Origin of the sequence: Cryobacterium sp. W22_MBD10_FK3 (assembly GCF_052113745.1) — a bacterium.
GTDB lineage: Bacteria > Actinomycetota > Actinomycetes > Actinomycetales > Microbacteriaceae > Cryobacterium.
Window position 1 is genome coordinate 61,711 of record NZ_JBGQOH010000010.1, and the last position, 15,738, is coordinate 77,448.

The window sequence follows — 15,738 nt, forward strand, 5'->3', positions numbered from 1 at the left end:
TCATCCACAGGCAGAGGGCGGTCGCGCATGCGGCCGGCGGTGAATCCGCAGGTCCAGCCCAGACTCCGGCCCTAGGCTGACGCAATGATTGAGAAGACAGCACGTCGCGTCCTGGTCACCGGAGCCACCGGCTACATCGGAGGCCGACTGGTTCCCAAGCTCCTCGAGGCCGGCCACACGGTGCGGGTGCTGGTGCGTTCGCCCCAGAAACTCACCGACGTCCCGTGGGCCGATGACGTGGAGATCGTCGAGGGCGACCTCGGCGACCGGGCATCTGTGGCCAGGGCGAGTGCCGACATCGACGTGTTCTACTACCTGGTGCACTCGATGGGAGCCAAGGGCGACTTCGAGCAGACCGAACGGGTGGCGGCGGGCAACGTCGCCGCGGCCGCGGCCGACGCACGGGTCTCGCGCATCGTCTACCTGGGCGGTCTGCACCCCGACAGTGACACCCTCTCGCCGCACCTGCGGTCCCGCGCCGAGGTCGGGCGCATCCTGCTCGATTCCGGGGTGCCGACGGTGGCCTTCCAGGCCGGGGTGGTGATCGGGTCGGGTTCCACGTCGTTCGAGATGATCCGGCACCTGACCGACGTGTTGCCGTACATGCCCGCGCCCCGGTGGGTGCGCAACTTCATCCAGCCGATCGCGGTGCGCGACGTGCTCTACTACCTCGTGGCGGCCGCGGACGTGCCGGCGGAGGTCAACCGCACCTTCGACATCGGCGGCCCGGATGTGCTGCGCTACGGCCAGATGATGAACGGCTACGCCGTCGAAGCGGGCCTGCACCAGCGCCCGATCGCGCCACTGCCGGTGCTCACCCCGTGGCTGGCCTCGCAGTGGGTCAACCTGGTCACGCCCATTCCGCGCAGCCTCGCGGTGCCGATCATCGCCTCGCTGCAGTACGACTGCGTCATGCACGAGCACGACATCGATGCCGTGATCCCACCGCCGGTGGGCGGACTCACCACCTACCGCCGCGCCGTGCGCCTGGCGCTGGGCCGGATGCGCGACGGCGACGTCGAGACCAGCTGGCAGAACGCCGCCACCGAGGGGGCGTCGAGCAACCCGTTGCCCAGCGACCCCGACTGGGCGGGCCACCTCGTGTACACCGACCTCAAGGAGAAGCGCACCGCGGCCAAGCCGGCCGACCTGTGGCGGGTCATCGAGAGCATCGGCGGCGAGAACGGCTGGTATTCGTTCCCGTTGGCCTGGGCCGTGCGCGGCTGGATGGACAAGATCGTCGGCGGAGTGGGCCTGCGCCGCGGGCGCCGGCATCCGGACCGGCTGCAGACCGGCGACGTGCTCGACTTCTGGCGCGTCGAACGCATCGACAGGGGCAGTTTCCTGCGGTTGCGTGCCGAGATGCGGGTGCCAGGGCGGGCCTGGCTCGAAATGCGGGCCGAACCCACGGATGACGGTGGCTCGGTTTACCGGCAGCGCGCGGTGTTCTTTCCACGCGGGTTGGGCGGCCGGCTGTACTGGTTCTCGATCCTGCCGTTCCACGGTGTGATCTTCAGCGGGATGGCCAACCGCATCACCGCCGCCGCCGAGTCCGAGGCCGCCGTGCTGGACGCCGTTGCCGAGACCCCTGCCGACACCCCTGCGGACACTCCTGTCGCCGCCCCCGAGACACCCGAGACCGAGAACGCCACCGTCGCCTGACCATCCGCCCTGGCCCGACACCGGGGCCAGCTGACGGGAGCTTGCCAGCTTCGACCCTAGCCAGAGCCCCCCGAGCGGCGCATTATGGTTAGCGAGCGTTGAGGAGTCGAGATGTCCCAGTTAGTGGTGTTCGTCGGCGATGGCCTCAGCGCCGGAGCACGCTGGGAAGAACGGTTTCCCGAGCTGGAGGTGCAGAACCTCGGTGTGAACGGAGACACGACCGACGAGGTGATCGGCCGGCTCGACCAGGTCGTCCACGCCGACCCCGACGCCATCGTGCTGCAGGTAGGCACAAACGATGTGGGCTGGAACCGGTCGGACGAATACATCGTGCGCAACATCGAAACCATCCTCTGCACCCTGCGCAAACGGCTTCCCGGCGCCCGGTTGCTCGTGCAGTCGGTGCCACCGCGGGAGAGAGACTTCGTGCACGTGATCCGCTCCGTGAACAGGCACCTGAGGCAGTTCGCACCGACAGTCAAGGCTCGCTACCTGGATCTGTGGCCCGCGTTGGCCGACAGCGAGGGCATGCTCAGCACCGAATGGTCCACCGACCGCCTGCACCTCTCCGAGGCCGGTTACGTGGTGTGGCTCTCCGAGCTTCGCCCCGCGATCACCGACCTGCTCGAACAGCCGTTGGAAACCACATCCATCAGCAGAACCCCCGCCTGATTGACGCTGATGCCGCGCGGAGCGGCACTGGATCCCGCTCGTTTCACTGGGCGTGGCTACCATGAGAGCATGCGCCGATCGTTACGTTCCCTGTCCTGCCTGGCGTTCGCAGCGGCTGTGTTCGTCGGCCTGTCGGGATTGGCCGCCACCTCGGCGCTTGCGGCGACCCCCGAGGCTGCGGGCGGAACCGCCCACGCCGCGGTTCAGCCGGCGACCGAGTCGCTCCGGCACGGGGTCGACGACTTCAGCTTCGCGTCCATGCACGCCGACTATCAGCTCGGCCGCGATGACGAGGGCCACTCCACCCTGACCACCGCTGAGACCCTCGTGGCGCGGTTTCCCGAGACCGACCAGAACCACGGCATCCGCCGGTACCTGCCCACCCACTATCGCGGCCAGCCCACCGGCGTGTCCATCGTCAGCGTCACCGACGAAACCGGCGCCGACCGGGACTACGAGACCGAGGACTTCTCCGACGACGACGACGCGGACTTCCTCGAGGTGACCATCGCCGACGACGACTTCGTGCACGGCGAGCAGACCTACGTCATCACCTACGAGCAGACCCACGTCATCCTCTTTCCTGATGACACCAGCGATCAGGAGTTCTACTGGGAAGTGAACGGAACCGGCTGGGCGCAGCCGTTCGACACCGTCAGCGCAACAGTGCACGTGGCGCCGGAGCTGGTATCCGATCTGACCGGCCGCACCGCCTGCTACCAGGGCGGGTCCGCCTCCGGCGCGGCCTGCGACTCGCTCGACGAAGCGGCAGACGGCGACGGATGGGTCGTCGAAGCCACTGCCAACGATCTGGGCAGAGGGGAGGGACTGACCCTCGCCGTGGGCTTCGCCGATGGCACCTTCGTGCCCAGGGACGACTCGTTCACCGCCAACCCGTTCCCCACCATCGCCCTGCTCGCGGCGCTGGCCGCGCTGGTGGCCGGTCTCGTGGCGGTCTTCGCGCGCGCGACCCGGTGGCGGGACCAGCCCGGCCGACCCACCATCATCGCCGAGTACCTGCCGCCGGAGGGCGTCAACCTGCTGCAGGCCGGCGGTGTGCTCGGCGGCAAGGCCGCCGGCAAGGCCCTCACCGCCCAGTTCCTGCAGTTCGCGGTGCGCGGCAACGTGCGTGTGCTCGAGGGCGACGGCAAGAACCACTACCTGCTCGAACTACGCACCCGCGCGGGCCTCGACCCCACCGAACGGGCGGTCCTCGACGCGTTGTTCCCGGCAAGCAAGAAGATCGGCACGGTGCGGGACTTCACGAAGAAGAGCACCAAGCTGGGGCCCGCCCTGCAGAAGGTGGTCGCCGCGTCCCGCAAGGAGCTGCTCACCGACGGCCTCCGCGAGAAGAAAGGCGGCTCGCTGCGCCGCTGGCTCCTCGGTGCGGCCCTCTTCGCCGGCATCTTCGCTCTCGTGGCGAGCATCATCGCCTTGGCGACGGAGGTGGCCGGCGCGTGGCCGGCGCTGTTCCTCGTCGTGGGTCTGGCCGCCGCGATCCTTACGATCGTGGTGACAGCCGATGTGCGGCCGCTCACCGCTCGCGGCGCCGAACTCCGCGACTACCTGAAGGGTGTCACCGTGTACATCTCGCTGGCCGAAGCCGACAGACTGCGCGTGCTGCAGAGCCCCCAGGGCGCGCTGCGCACGCCGTACCGGCCCGACTCCGCCGGCGGAACGGTGACAACCGAACCCGTGCAGGTGCTGAAACTCTATGAACGGCTCCTGCCGATCGCGGTGCTCACCGGCCAGGAGAAGGAGTGGTCCAGAGTGCTCGGAGACTACTACGCCAGCGCCCACGAGCAGCCCGACTGGTTCGTCGGCACCGCGCCGTTCAACGCCGCGTACTTCGCCACCGGCGTCGCCGCGTTCAGCACGGCCGCGGCCTCGGGCGTCGCAGCGAGCTCGGCCAGCTCAGGGTCCAGCGGCGGTGGCTCCGTCGGCGGCGGAGGCGGCGGCGGCGGGGGAGGGGGCGTCTGATGGGCACCCCGGCCGAACCCACGTACACCCGCTCCGCGCTGGCTCCGGGCCTGCTCGGAGCCATCGCCCTGCTCGCCGGGCTGGCGCTGCTCGATGTCGGCAGCTTCGTCATCATTCGCTACATCGTCAGCATCCTGGCCCTGATCATCTGCGTCTTCGTCATCCAGGCGAAGGCATGGTGGTGGCTGATCGCCCTGGTGCCCATCGCCGTGCTCTGGAACCCGATCGTGGTCATCGAATTGCACGGCCAGGGTTGGGTGTCGGCGCAGTTCATCGCGGCCCTGGTTTTCATCGTCGTCGGGATCCGGACGAAGGTCCCGGTGCCGATGCACCGCTGAATCCGGGGGCGGGCATAGACTAAGGGTGCGTCTGGAGCCGGTCTCGACCGTGGCCCCGCAGCCATCAGTGCAGTCGGGGCTGAGGAAGCGGCGCCTCGCCCCTCGATCATGGGGTTCGACGTATCGATCGCACAGGCATCCTGCGGATGCGCAACACGACGAGCGCGCATTGAGTGCTGCGCTGGTGTGAAGTGGAGAAAAATGGCACACACCCGCCCCAACCCAGCGGGCCGCGCTGGGGCCGGCAGCGGTCGGACACGTCAACGCCCGCGCTCGCGCGACGACGACGCTCCGATCATTCCGATCCTGGCCCGCAAGGTGCGCGAGGTCGAAGCCAAGGCCCAGAGCGGCACCAAGCTCGGGCCCACCAACCGCACCAAGTACCAGGTCATCGCGCTGCTGATGCGCGAAGAACGCGCTCGCGTGAAGACCGACCACGAACTGACCGACGCCAACCGCGCCGAACTCCTCAAACGTCTCGACGGCATCGCCCAGATCCTCGCGAAGACCGCCGCCCGCGACACCAGCCTGATCACCCTGCTCGAACCGGATGCCGGCGTCTCCACCGTCGCGCAGCGCTTCCGCCGCGACTGGCTGCTCGAATCCGGCGCGGAACTCAGCCCGGACGAGCTCATCATCACCCGCGAACCCGAGGTCAAGCCCGAGGTGCCGCAGAATCAGGTCGTTCCGCAGTCTGTGCGGGCCCGCCAGCTGGCCAACCCGTTCCTGGCCCCCGACTTCAGTGCCGTGCAGGCCGCGCCGGTGTCGTCCGCCCGTCGCCTGGCCAACTGGGAACTGCTCGGCCCGCTCTTCAAAGCGTTCGAATACGGCTCAGGCGGCCAGGCAGCCAGCATGGACCTGCCCGAGGCCCCCAATGTCGACAGGTTCTCCCCGCGCGGCATGGAGCTCATGCGGCACCAGGCCCGCTTCATCGAGAGCGCCCGCCTCGGCCACCGCAGCTACCTCCTCGCCGACGAACCTGGCCTCGGCAAGACGGCCCAGAGCCTGCTCGCCGCCTCCGTCGCCGGTGCCTACCCGCTGCTGGCGATCGTGCCCAACGTCGTGAAGATGAACTGGGTGCGCGAGGTCGAACTGTGGACGCCGCACCGCCGCGCCACGGTCATCCACGGCGACGGCGACACCCTCGACGCCTTCGCCGACGTCGTCGTGGTCAACTACGACGTGCTCGACCGCCACCTGGCCTGGCTCGGCACCCTGGGCTTCAAGGGCATGGTCGTCGACGAGGCCCACTTCATCAAGAACCTGCAGTCACAGCGGTCCAAGCACGTGCTCAGCCTCGCCGAGCAGATCCGCCGCCGCACCCCGGGCAACAACCCGTTGCTGATGGCGCTCACCGGCACCCCGCTGATCAACGATGTCGACGACTTCCGCGCCATCTGGCAGTTCCTCGGCTGGATCGACGGCGACAAGCCCACCGCCAAGCTGATGGCCCGCCTGGAAGAGACCGGGCTCACCCCCGCGGACGCCGGCTTCTACACCGCCGCGCGTGCCGCTGTCATCGACATGGGCATCGTGCGCCGCCGCAAGGTCGACGTCGCCGCCGACCTGCCCGCCAAGCGCATCGCCGACCTCCCGGTGGAGCTGGACAGCGAACTCGGCCGGTCCATCCAGAAGGCCGAACGCGAGCTCGGTGCCCGCCTGGTCAAGCGCTACAACGCCCTCGTGGCCGCGCGCCACCCCGGCGTCAAGGCTCCGGCCCTCACCGACGAGGAACGCGCCGCGTACATTCGCGCCGTCGCCCACGCCGACCTCGAGGAGTCGAAGGGCACGAGCACCGGTGAGAACGTGTTCACCATGGTGCGCAAGATCGGCCAGGCCAAGGCCGGGCTCGCCGCGGACTACGCGGCCCAGCTGGCCCACTCGGTGGGCAAGGTGGTGTTCTTCGCCAAGCACATCGATGTGATGGATGCCGCGGAGGAGATCTTCGCCAAGCGGGGCCTGCGCACGGTCTCTTTGCGGGGAGACCAGAGCGCCCTGGCCCGCCAGGCCGCGATCGACTCCTTCAACACCGACCCAGAGGTCGCCATCGTGGTGTGTTCGCTCACCGCGGCCGGCGTCGGCGTGAACCTGCAGGCGGCATCCAACGTGGTGCTGGCCGAACTGAGTTGGACGGCGGCGGAGCAGACCCAGGCCATCGACCGGGTGCACCGGATCGGCCAGGCCGAACCGGTCACCGCGTGGCGGATCATCGCCGCACACACAATTGACGCGCGCATCGCCGAGCTCATCGGCAGCAAGCAGGGCCTCGCGGCGCGCGCGCTCGACGGGGCAGACGAAGACGTCTCACCGGCAGATTCCGTGCAGGCCAGTGCGTTGGTCTACGTGCTCACGCAGGCGCTTGACGGAGAGCTGTAACACCGGGCCGGAAGTCCCTACCCCAGAGCAGCGCCGCCGGTGTTGACTTGATCCAGGCCAGAACCCGCCACCATGATGGTGGACGGGCAATCTGCCGAAATACAACATGCATGTAATAAGGAGTAGCCAGATATGAAGATCGGTATCCTCACCAGCGGTGGAGACTGCCCAGGCCTCAACGCAGTGATTCGGGGTGCTGTCCTCAAGGGAGGTCGCGCGTACGACTCCGAATTCGTGGGCATCCGCAACGGCTGGCGCGGGCTGGTTCAGGGCGAGTTCATGAAGCTCGACCGGCACAGCGTCCGTGGCCTCTCCCGCCAGGGCGGCACCATCCTCGGCAGCTCGCGGACCAACCCGTTCGAAGGCGAGAACGCAGGACCCGAGAACATTCAGAAGACCATGGATGCCGAGGGCATCGACGCGATCATCGCGATCGGCGGCGAGGGCACCCTCACCGCTGCCCGCCGCCTCACCGACGCCGGCATCAAGATCGTCGGCGTGCCGAAGACCATCGACAACGACCTCGCCGCCACCGACTACTCCTTCGGCTTCAACACCGCCGTCGAGATCGCCACCGAAGCGATCGACCGGCTCCGCACCACGGCCGACTCGCACGGCCGCTGCATGATCGTCGAGGTCATGGGCCGCCACGTGGGCTGGATCGCCCTGCACTCCGGCATGGCCGGCGGCGCACACGCCATCCTGATCCCCGAACAGCCCCAGACCATCGAGCAGATCTGCGCCTGGGTCGAGAGCGTCCGCGACCGCGGCCGCGCACCGGTCCTCGTCGTCTCCGAGGGCTTCCAGCTCGCCGAGATGGGCGAAGCCCACTCGCACAAGGGCCTGGACGCGTTCAACCGTCCCCGCCTCGGCGGCATCAGCGAGATCATCGCCCCGATGGTCGAAGAGCGCACCGGCATCGAGTCCCGCGCGACAGTTCTCGGCCACACCCAGCGCGGTGGCGCCCCGTCGGCCTACGACCGGGTGCTGGCCACCCGCCTCGGCATGGCAGCGGTCGACGCCGTCATGGAAGGCAAGTGGGGTTCGATGGTCTCCCTCAAGGGCACCGACATCGCCAACGTCAGCATCGCCGACGCCACCATGGACCTCAACCGGGTCACCCAGGCGCGCTACGACGAAGCGGCGGTGCTCTTCGGCTAAACCCGAATCCTGGCACTGACAAGCCCGGGCGGCTCAGGCCGCCCGGGCATTGTGCTGCGGGATGTGCGGTGGGAAAGCCGGAGAGTGGCGTCAGGCCGCGGGAGCGAGCTTGGCCTGCACCTGGGCGAGCGACGGATTGGTCGCTGCCGAGCCATCCGGGAACAGCACGGTGGGAACCGTCTGGTTGCCGCCGTTCAGGCTCATGACGAGCTCAGGGGTACCCTCGACCTCTTCGATGTTCACCTCGGTGTAACCGATGCCGTTCTTGTCGAGCTGCGTCTTCAGACGCGAGCAGTAGCCGCACCACGTGGTGGTGAACATCGTGATAGTTCCGGTCTCAGGCACAAAATTCATGCATCCAGCGTAACCGAGATTCCCGTGAAATCGCTTGCAGTCACGGCGTCCGGCCGCTCGCTACGATTGTCACCATGACCGACCTGCCCCAGGTGTGCGTGTGCTACCTCACCCGCTTCTCCGACGCCGGCGAGCCGCAGGTGCTGCTCGGCCGTAAGAAGAAGGGGCTGGGCCTGGGCAACATCGTCGGGCTCGGCGGCAAGCTCGAGCCAGGGGAGTCCGCGCTTGATGCCGCCGTGCGCGAGGTCGAGGAGGAGTCCGGTCTCACCGTCACGGCCGGCGCTCTCATCCCGATGGGCGTGCTCACCTACCTCTTTCCGCACAGGCCGGCCTGGAGCCAGCAGTCGAGCGTTTTTGTCACCGACAGGTTCAGCGGCATCCCCAGGGAGTCGGACGAGCTGAACCCGCAGTGGTTCACCATCGCCGACCTGCCCGTGGATGAGATGTGGGACGACGCCAGGCAGTGGTTGCCCGGAGTGCTGGCCGGCCGACCGGTTGAGGCCACGTTCACCTTCGGTGCGGATCTCGCGACCGTCGTGGCTCGCGACTGACCTGGCCGCGACCTGAACGCCCGGTAAACGGCGGATGTACGCCTCCTGAATTGACCTGCCCGCCTGAGGCTGTCAGGATCAACGAGGCCCGGTTTCGAGCCAGCCATCTCTGTTGCGTGCCCGGGTCTGTGCCCGAACCGCGCCACGGTGTGAAACACAAGGAAAGACGCCGGTGGATTTCACCCTTATCGTCGCGCTGGTCATTGCACTGGCACTCATCTTCGACTTCACCAACGGATTCCACGACACGGCCAACGCCATGGCCACGCCGATCGCCACCGGGGCCATGAAGCCCAAGGTCGCCGTCGGCGTCGCTGCGGTGCTCAACCTCGTGGGTGCGTTCCTCTCCACGGAGGTCGCCAAGACGGTCTCCGGCGGCATCATCAAGGAGGGCGACGGCGGCATCCAGATCAGCCCTGAGATGATCTTCGCCGGCCTGATCGGTGCGATCGTCTGGAACCTGATCACCTGGCTGCGGGGGCTCCCGTCCAGCTCCAGCCACGCCCTCTTCGGCGGCCTGATCGGTGCCACCATCATCGGTGTGGGTGCGCAGGCGGTGGCGTTCGATGTGGTCCTGGCCAAGGTGATCCTGCCGGCGCTGATCGCACCGATCACGGTGGGCATCGTCGCGTTCCTCGCCACCCGCCTCGCCTACGCCATCACCCGACGCGATCCGGGCAAGCCGGATGGCCGCGGCGGCTTCCGCTACGCGCAGATCTTCTCCTCGTCGCTGGTGGCCCTCTCGCACGGTACCAACGATGCACAGAAGACCATGGGCGTGATCACGCTCACCCTGATCGCCGGCGGCTATCAGGCTGTGGGCTCCGGGCCCCAGTTCTGGGTCATCGCCTGCTGCGCCCTGGCCATCGCGATCGGCACCTACACCGGTGGCTGGCGCATCATCCTCACCATGGGCCGTGGGCTGACCGAGATCAAGCCGGCCCAGGGCTTCGCCGCCGAGACCAGCACGGCCGCCACGATCCTCGCGTCCAGTCACCTGGGCTTCGCCCTCTCCACCACCCAGGTCGCCTCCGGATCGGTCATCGGCTCCGGCCTCGGCCGCCGTGGCTCCACCGTGCGGTGGGGCATGGCCGGCCAGATCGCGCTCGGTTGGCTGCTCACCCTGCCGGCCTCGGCCATCATGGGCGCGTTCGCCGCCGGCCTGGCCCTGCTCGGACCCATCGGCATCCTGCTCGACATCGTCATCGGCACTGTCGTCGTCTACGTGCTCTTCCAGTGGTCCAAGCGCGACCGGGTCTCGCACGACAACCTGCACGACATCGACGATGCCGGCCACGTTGTGAAGATCAAGAAAACGCCCCGCAAACCGTCCCGCAAAGACCGACAGAAGGTTGCACTGTGATCGACTGGTCCGCATTCTTCGTTGTCGCCGCCGCGGCGCTGGTCTCATCGGCCATCGTCGTCTCGCTCTACTCGCTGGGCCTGCGCCTGCTCACCACGGCCGGCCGCATCCCGGACGTGGAACCTGCCGAGTTCACCGGCGCGATCACCGTGCTCACCCCGGCCAGGGCCGCTAAGAACGCCAAACGGGCCCGCAAGGCCCGCAAGGCCAACCCGCTCACGGCCAACCAGAAGCGGCTGGCCCAGTACGCCGGTTACCTCTGCTTCGCCGTGTGCGGTCTGATCGTGCTCTACGGCGTCTACCTGATCGTGCCGGCCCTGCACGACTAGCCTGCAGCGGAAACAACGCGAGCCGTGAGCCGCACACCATCCCGACCGGGACGGTATGCGGCTCACGGCTCGCTGGCGTTGGAGGCTACGCTGTGCGGCGCACCCGCGCCACCCAGGTCATCAGGTGGTAGATCACGATGGCGGCGACAGTGCCCAACGCGATGCCGTTGAACGTGAGGGTGCCGGCACTGAAGGTGTAGTCGGCGATACCGATGATCAGCGCGGTCGCGGCGGTGAACTGGTTGACCGGCTTGGAGAAGTCCACCTTGTTGTCGAGCCAGATCTTCACACCGATGATGCCGATCAGACCGTAGAGGGCCGTTGTGACGCCGCCGAGCACGCCCTCGGGAATGGTGCTGATGACGGCGCCGATCTTGGGGGAGAGGCCGAGCAGCACGGCCGTGATGCCGGCCACCCAGTAAGCGGCCGTGGAGTAGATGCGGGTGGCGGCCATCACGCCGATGTTCTCGCCGTAGGTGGTGGTGCCCGAGCCGCCGCCGAAGCCGGCCAGCACCGTGGCCAGGCCGTCGGCGAGCAGCGCCCGGCCGGTGAGTCTGTTGACCGAGCTGTCGGTCATCTGCGCGACACCGCGGATGTGGCCCACGTTCTCGGCGATGAGCACCAGCACCACGGGCAGGAAGGCGGGCAGGATGGACCACACTTCGGGGTTCTGGAACGGGTTGGACGGCAGGGTCAACGGTGGCAGGCCGATCCAGGCGGCCTCGCCGACGGCGCTGAAGTCGACCTCACCCTGAATGACGGCGGCGACGTAGCCGACGATGACACCCAGGAAGATCGACAACCGGCCCAGGATGCCCCTGAAGAGCACGGTGCTCAGGATGACCGCCGCGAGGGTGATCACGGCGGTGAGCGGAGCCAGGGTGAAGTTTGCCTTGGCCACCGGTGCCAGGTTGAAGCCGATCAGCGCCACGATCGCGCCGGACACCACCGGTGGCATGAGCGCGTCGATCCAGCCGGCGCCGGTGACCTGCACGATGGCTCCGACGACGGCCAGCAGCACGCCGACGGCCAGGATGCCGAACAGGGCGCTGCCCATTCCGGCGGTGGCCGTGGCTGCGGTGATCGGGGCGATGAACGCGAACGACGAACCCAGGTAGGAGGGCAGCTTGTTCCGCGTGATCAGCAGGAACAGGATCGTGCCGATTCCGGAGAAGAGGATCGTGGTGCTCGGCGGGAAGTCGGTGATCAGCGGCACGAGGAACGTGGCGCCGAACATGGCGACCACGTGCTGGGCGCCGATGCCGATCGTGATCGGCCAGTTCAGGCGTTCGCCTGGGGCCACGACGTCGGTCGGGCCGACGGTCTTACCGTCGCCGTGCAGGGTCCAGGGCAGTGCCATTGGTGTCTCGTTTCTGTGGGAGCCGGCGGGCCGGATGCCTCTGGCGGCCCATTTGAGCGTAGTGCTCCGCCGGGCGGGCACCGAGTTTGCCCCGGCGTCAGCGGAGCGGATTAGGATCACCCCCATGACTTCGCACGCCGGCGCCCGCACCCTTGACCCGCTCGAGGTCCGGGTGTCCGGTGGGCTGGTGCGCGGCGTCAGCGAACGCGGAATCCGCGCCTGGCGTGGCATTCCCTACGCGGCGGCGCCGGTGGGTGCGCTCCGTTTCCGCGCCCCTGCCGCTGCCCCGCCTTGGCCGGGGGTGCGCGACGCTACCGAGTTCGGCCCCGTGGCCATCCAGAGCCATCGCGGCCAGTTCATCGGTGCCCATCCGCGGATCCCGCAGAGCGAAGACTGCCTGAACCTCAACGTGATCGCCCCGGATGCGCCCATCGACGACGCGGCACTCCGACCGGTGATGGTCTTCGTGCACGGCGGCGCGTACAGCGTGGGGTCGTCCAGGGAGAATCCTCGCCAGGGCGAGGGGCTCGTGCGCCGCGGCGGCATTCTCTACGTGGGCATCAACTACCGGCTGGGCGCGCTCGGCTACCTCGACTTCAGCCGCTACTCCACAGCGGAGCGACCATTCGAGAGCAACCTGGGGCTCCGCGACCAGGTGGCGGCGCTCGCCTGGGTGCGCGCCAACATCCGCGCGTTCGGCGGCGACCCGGATGCCGTGACCCTGTTCGGTGAATCGGCCGGCGGCAACGCCGTGACCACCCTGATGACGGTGCCGGCGGCCGCGGGCCTGTTCCAGCGGGCCATCGCCCAGAGCGCCCCGCCGAACGCCGTGTACCCGCCCGCGCTGACCGCCGAGTGGGCGGCGACGTTCGTGGGCATCCTCGCCGAACAGACGCTGGGTGCTCCGGAGACCGGTGCCACTGCCGTGCATCCCGCGGCGCAGCGCGCGAACCCGGCGGCGGAGCCGCCGGTGGACGCGGAGTCGCCGGTGCGGCTTGGCCTCACCGACGCCGAGGCGGTTCGTCTGCTGCTGGAGGCCGCTCCGGCCCGCCTCGCCGGGGCGACCACCACGCTCACGGTGCGCTCACCCGACCAGTACCCCGGCACGATCCCGCTCTGCCCGGTCATCGACGGGGACTTCCTGCCCGAACGGCCGCTCGACGCGTTCCGCGACGGCCGGGCGCACCGCGTGCCGCTGATCATCGGCACCAACCAGCGTGAGGGCTCACTGTTCAGCGGTCGCATCGACATTCTCGCGTCAACGCCGCCGCGGATGCGGGCGGTCTTCGCGAACACCAAGAAGAAGGCGAAGAAAAAGCTCAAGGCCCAGTACCCGGGCATGCCAGCGTCGCGGGCCGCCCTGGACTTCGGCGGCGACTACTCGTTCTGGTACCCGAGCGTGAAGGTGGGGGAGCGGCACTCCAGGTACGCGCCCGTGCACTTCTACAGATTCGACGCGGCGCCCCGGCTGCTGCGCCGGATGGGCCTGGACGCCACCCACGGGCTCGAACTGTTCCCGCTGTTCGACAGGCTCGACGGCTGGTTCGGCCGCGGCATGACGGTGCTCGGCGGCCGCCGCGCTTTCAAGGCGATCGGCGCACGCATGCAGGGCTGGTGGCTGAGCTTCGCCGCCACCGGCGTTCCGGATGCCGCCTGGCCGGCCTACACGGAGGTCGACAGGCTGACCCTCGTCATCAACACCCACGACAGTGTGGAGTCGGATCCGCAGGCCGAACGCCGGATCGCCTGGGGTGCCTTCGTGCCGCACGTTTGATCAGCCCGCTTGGATTGATTTCCACGACCGCGGGCCGCGTCGTAGACTAAGGCGTTTGGCGCGCCGCCGAACGTCGACCTGGAGAGCATCATTTCCACATCAGAGCACGAGTCCACCGCCGCTGCAGGCGCCCCCACCGGAACCGTTCCCGCGCCCGCGGCCGGACCCGAACCGACAGGCCGCGGCACCAAGTCGGCGCTCGACCGCTACTTCGAGATCACCCGGCGCGGTTCCACCTGGAGCCGGGAGGTGCGCGGCGGCCTGGTGACCTTCGTCACCATGGCCTACATCGTCATCCTCAACCCGCTCATCCTCGGCGGCTTCAGCGCCGATCAGGCTGCAGTGGATGTCGCCGGTAACTGGCTGCCCAACGGCCAGGTCGCGGCCGTCACCGCGCTCACCGCCGGTGTCATGACGATCCTCTTCGGTGTCATCGCCCGCCTGCCGTTCGGTTTCGCCGCCGGGCTCGGCATCAACTCCTTCCTGGCCGTGAGCGTCGTCGGCCAGGTGACCTGGCCCGAGGCCATGGGACTGGTCGTCATCAACGGCCTCATCATCGTGCTCCTGGCCTCAACCGGCCTCCGCGAAATGATCTTCACCGCCGTGCCCCGCCAGCTCAAGATCGCCATCACGGTGGGCATCGGCCTGTTCATCGCGTTCATCGGCCTGGTCGACTCCGGCTTCGTGCGCTCCAGCGGCGTCGCCTCGCCGCCCGTGCAGCTCGGCGAATCCGGCTCCGTCGCCAGCCTGCCCACCGCGGTGTTCGTGATCGGGCTCCTGCTGATCGGCGTGCTCGTGGCCCGCAAGGTCAAGGGCGCCCTGCTCATCGGCATCGTCGGCACTACGGTGCTCGCCGTCATCCTCGAGGCCATCTTCAAGGTGGGCCCATCGCTGGGAACCAACCCGGCGGGCTGGAACCTCAACGCGCCCGTGCTGCCGTCGACCTTCGTCGCCCTGCCCGACCTGTCCCTGGTGGGCCAGGTCAGCTTCGGCGCCTTCGAGCGCATCGGCATCCTCGCTGCCGTGATGCTGGTCTTCACCCTGGTCTTCACGAACTTCTTCGACGCCATGGGCACCATGACCGGGCTCTCCAACGAGGCCGGCGTCTCCGACAAGAACGGCAACTTCCCCCGGCTCAAGTCTGCGCTGATCGTCGAGGGCGTCGGCGCCGTCGTCGGCGGGGCCACGTCCTCCTCGTCGAACACGGTGTTCATCGAGTCCGGTGCCGGAATCGGCGAGGGTGCCCGCACGGGCTTCGCCAACGTGGTCACCGGTCTGCTCTTCCTGGCCGCGATGTTCTTCACGCCGCTCACCCAGATCGTGCCGCTCGAGGTGGCCGCCGCTGCGCTCGTCATCGTGGGCGCCATGATGGTGTCGCAGATCCGGTTCATCGACTTCAGCGAGTTCTCCATCGTGCTGCCGGTGTTCCTCACCATTATCGTGATGCCGCTGAGCTACTCGATCGCCAACGGCATCGGCGCGGGGTTCATCAGCTGGGTCATCGTGCGCTCGCTCTCCGGCAAGGCCCGCGAGATCAGCCCGCTGCTCTGGGTCGTCGCCTTCGGCTTCCTGGTGTTCTTCGTGCGCGGACCCATCGAGGTGCTCTTCGGCGTGTAGCCGGATGCGGCCGGTGCCCGCTGAGGCAGTCGGCCACGACATGACAGTTGAGGCCCCCTCGAAGCTTTCCAGGGGGCCTCAACTGTCGTTTCGGTGGAAGCGGCGCCACCAGAGGGCTTGCCGGGACTGCCGTTTTTATGCACCATCCGGTCGGGAAGCGCTGCTTCCCTGCGTGGAGCGGACGAAATGTGCGGCTCCGGT

The 15,738-nt window shown here is 68.4% G+C and carries 13 protein-coding genes; 11 read left to right on the forward strand and 2 right to left on the reverse strand.

Annotated features, from left to right (window positions below; all coding sequences use genetic code 11):
- The first annotated feature begins 84 nt into the window (after positions 1 to 84).
- The 6 genes from ACEN2M_RS11405 (at position 85) to ACEN2M_RS11430 (ending at position 8,189) form a co-directional block, all read left to right on the forward strand.
- On the forward strand, positions 85 to 1,662 hold the full coding sequence (locus tag ACEN2M_RS11405) for an SDR family oxidoreductase (protein WP_441648242.1): 1,578 nt from the start codon (positions 85 to 87) through the stop codon (positions 1,660 to 1,662).
- A gap of 111 nt (positions 1,663 to 1,773) precedes the next feature.
- Positions 1,774 to 2,334, forward strand: a complete 561-nt coding sequence (locus tag ACEN2M_RS11410; protein WP_441648243.1) for a GDSL-type esterase/lipase family protein — start codon at positions 1,774 to 1,776, stop codon at positions 2,332 to 2,334.
- Between the two features lie 69 nt (positions 2,335 to 2,403).
- On the forward strand, positions 2,404 to 4,314 hold the full coding sequence (locus ACEN2M_RS11415; RefSeq protein WP_441648244.1) for a DUF2207 domain-containing protein: 1,911 nt from the start codon (positions 2,404 to 2,406) through the stop codon (positions 4,312 to 4,314).
- On the forward strand, positions 4,314 to 4,652 hold the full coding sequence (locus tag ACEN2M_RS11420) for a DUF6804 family protein (protein WP_441648245.1): 339 nt from the start codon (positions 4,314 to 4,316) through the stop codon (positions 4,650 to 4,652). Before ACEN2M_RS11415 ends, ACEN2M_RS11420 begins: the two co-directional genes overlap by 1 nt.
- Positions 4,653 to 4,853: 201 nt before the next feature.
- Complete coding sequence (locus ACEN2M_RS11425) at positions 4,854 to 7,028, forward strand: DEAD/DEAH box helicase (protein ID WP_441648246.1); 2,175 nt, start codon at positions 4,854 to 4,856, stop codon at positions 7,026 to 7,028.
- A gap of 132 nt (positions 7,029 to 7,160) precedes the next feature.
- The gene (locus tag ACEN2M_RS11430; RefSeq protein WP_441648247.1) at positions 7,161 to 8,189 is read left to right on the forward strand and encodes a 6-phosphofructokinase; all 1,029 of its coding nucleotides are present in this window, start codon (positions 7,161 to 7,163) and stop codon (positions 8,187 to 8,189) included.
- Positions 8,190 to 8,279: 90 nt separating this feature from the next.
- On the opposite strand, the gene ACEN2M_RS11435 is transcribed toward ACEN2M_RS11430, so the two are convergent.
- The gene (locus tag ACEN2M_RS11435; RefSeq protein WP_441648248.1) at positions 8,280 to 8,543 is read right to left on the reverse strand and encodes a mycoredoxin; all 264 of its coding nucleotides are present in this window, start codon (positions 8,541 to 8,543) and stop codon (positions 8,280 to 8,282) included.
- 74 nt (positions 8,544 to 8,617) lie between these two features.
- On the opposite strand from ACEN2M_RS11435, the gene ACEN2M_RS11440 reads away from it, so the two are divergent.
- From ACEN2M_RS11440 to ACEN2M_RS11450, 3 genes are all read left to right on the forward strand, one after another.
- Positions 8,618 to 9,094 carry an 8-oxo-dGTP diphosphatase gene (locus tag ACEN2M_RS11440; RefSeq protein WP_441648249.1) on the forward strand — a complete coding sequence of 159 codons (477 nt, stop codon included), beginning with the start codon at positions 8,618 to 8,620 and terminating at the stop codon, positions 9,092 to 9,094.
- A 172-nt stretch (positions 9,095 to 9,266) separates the two neighbouring features.
- Positions 9,267 to 10,457, forward strand: a complete 1,191-nt coding sequence (locus ACEN2M_RS11445) for an anion permease (RefSeq protein ID WP_441648250.1) — start codon at positions 9,267 to 9,269, stop codon at positions 10,455 to 10,457.
- Positions 10,454 to 10,786, forward strand: a complete 333-nt coding sequence (locus ACEN2M_RS11450; RefSeq protein WP_441648251.1) for a peptidase — start codon at positions 10,454 to 10,456, stop codon at positions 10,784 to 10,786. Before ACEN2M_RS11445 ends, ACEN2M_RS11450 begins: the two co-directional genes overlap by 4 nt.
- 85 nt (positions 10,787 to 10,871) lie before the next feature.
- Here ACEN2M_RS11450 and ACEN2M_RS11455 read toward each other — a convergent pair whose 3' ends face one another.
- Entirely contained in the window at positions 10,872 to 12,146 is a 1,275-nt protein-coding gene (locus ACEN2M_RS11455) for a uracil-xanthine permease family protein (protein ID WP_441648252.1), read from the reverse strand.
- 124 nt (positions 12,147 to 12,270) lie between these two features.
- On the opposite strand from ACEN2M_RS11455, the gene ACEN2M_RS11460 reads away from it, so the two are divergent.
- Positions 12,271 to 13,920, forward strand: coding sequence for a carboxylesterase/lipase family protein (locus ACEN2M_RS11460; RefSeq protein WP_441648253.1), 1,650 nt, complete (start codon positions 12,271 to 12,273; stop codon positions 13,918 to 13,920).
- 90 nt (positions 13,921 to 14,010) lie between these two features.
- The gene (locus ACEN2M_RS11465; protein ID WP_441648290.1) at positions 14,011 to 15,537 is read left to right on the forward strand and encodes an NCS2 family permease; all 1,527 of its coding nucleotides are present in this window, start codon (positions 14,011 to 14,013) and stop codon (positions 15,535 to 15,537) included.
- The last annotated feature ends 201 nt before the right edge of the window (positions 15,538 to 15,738 follow it).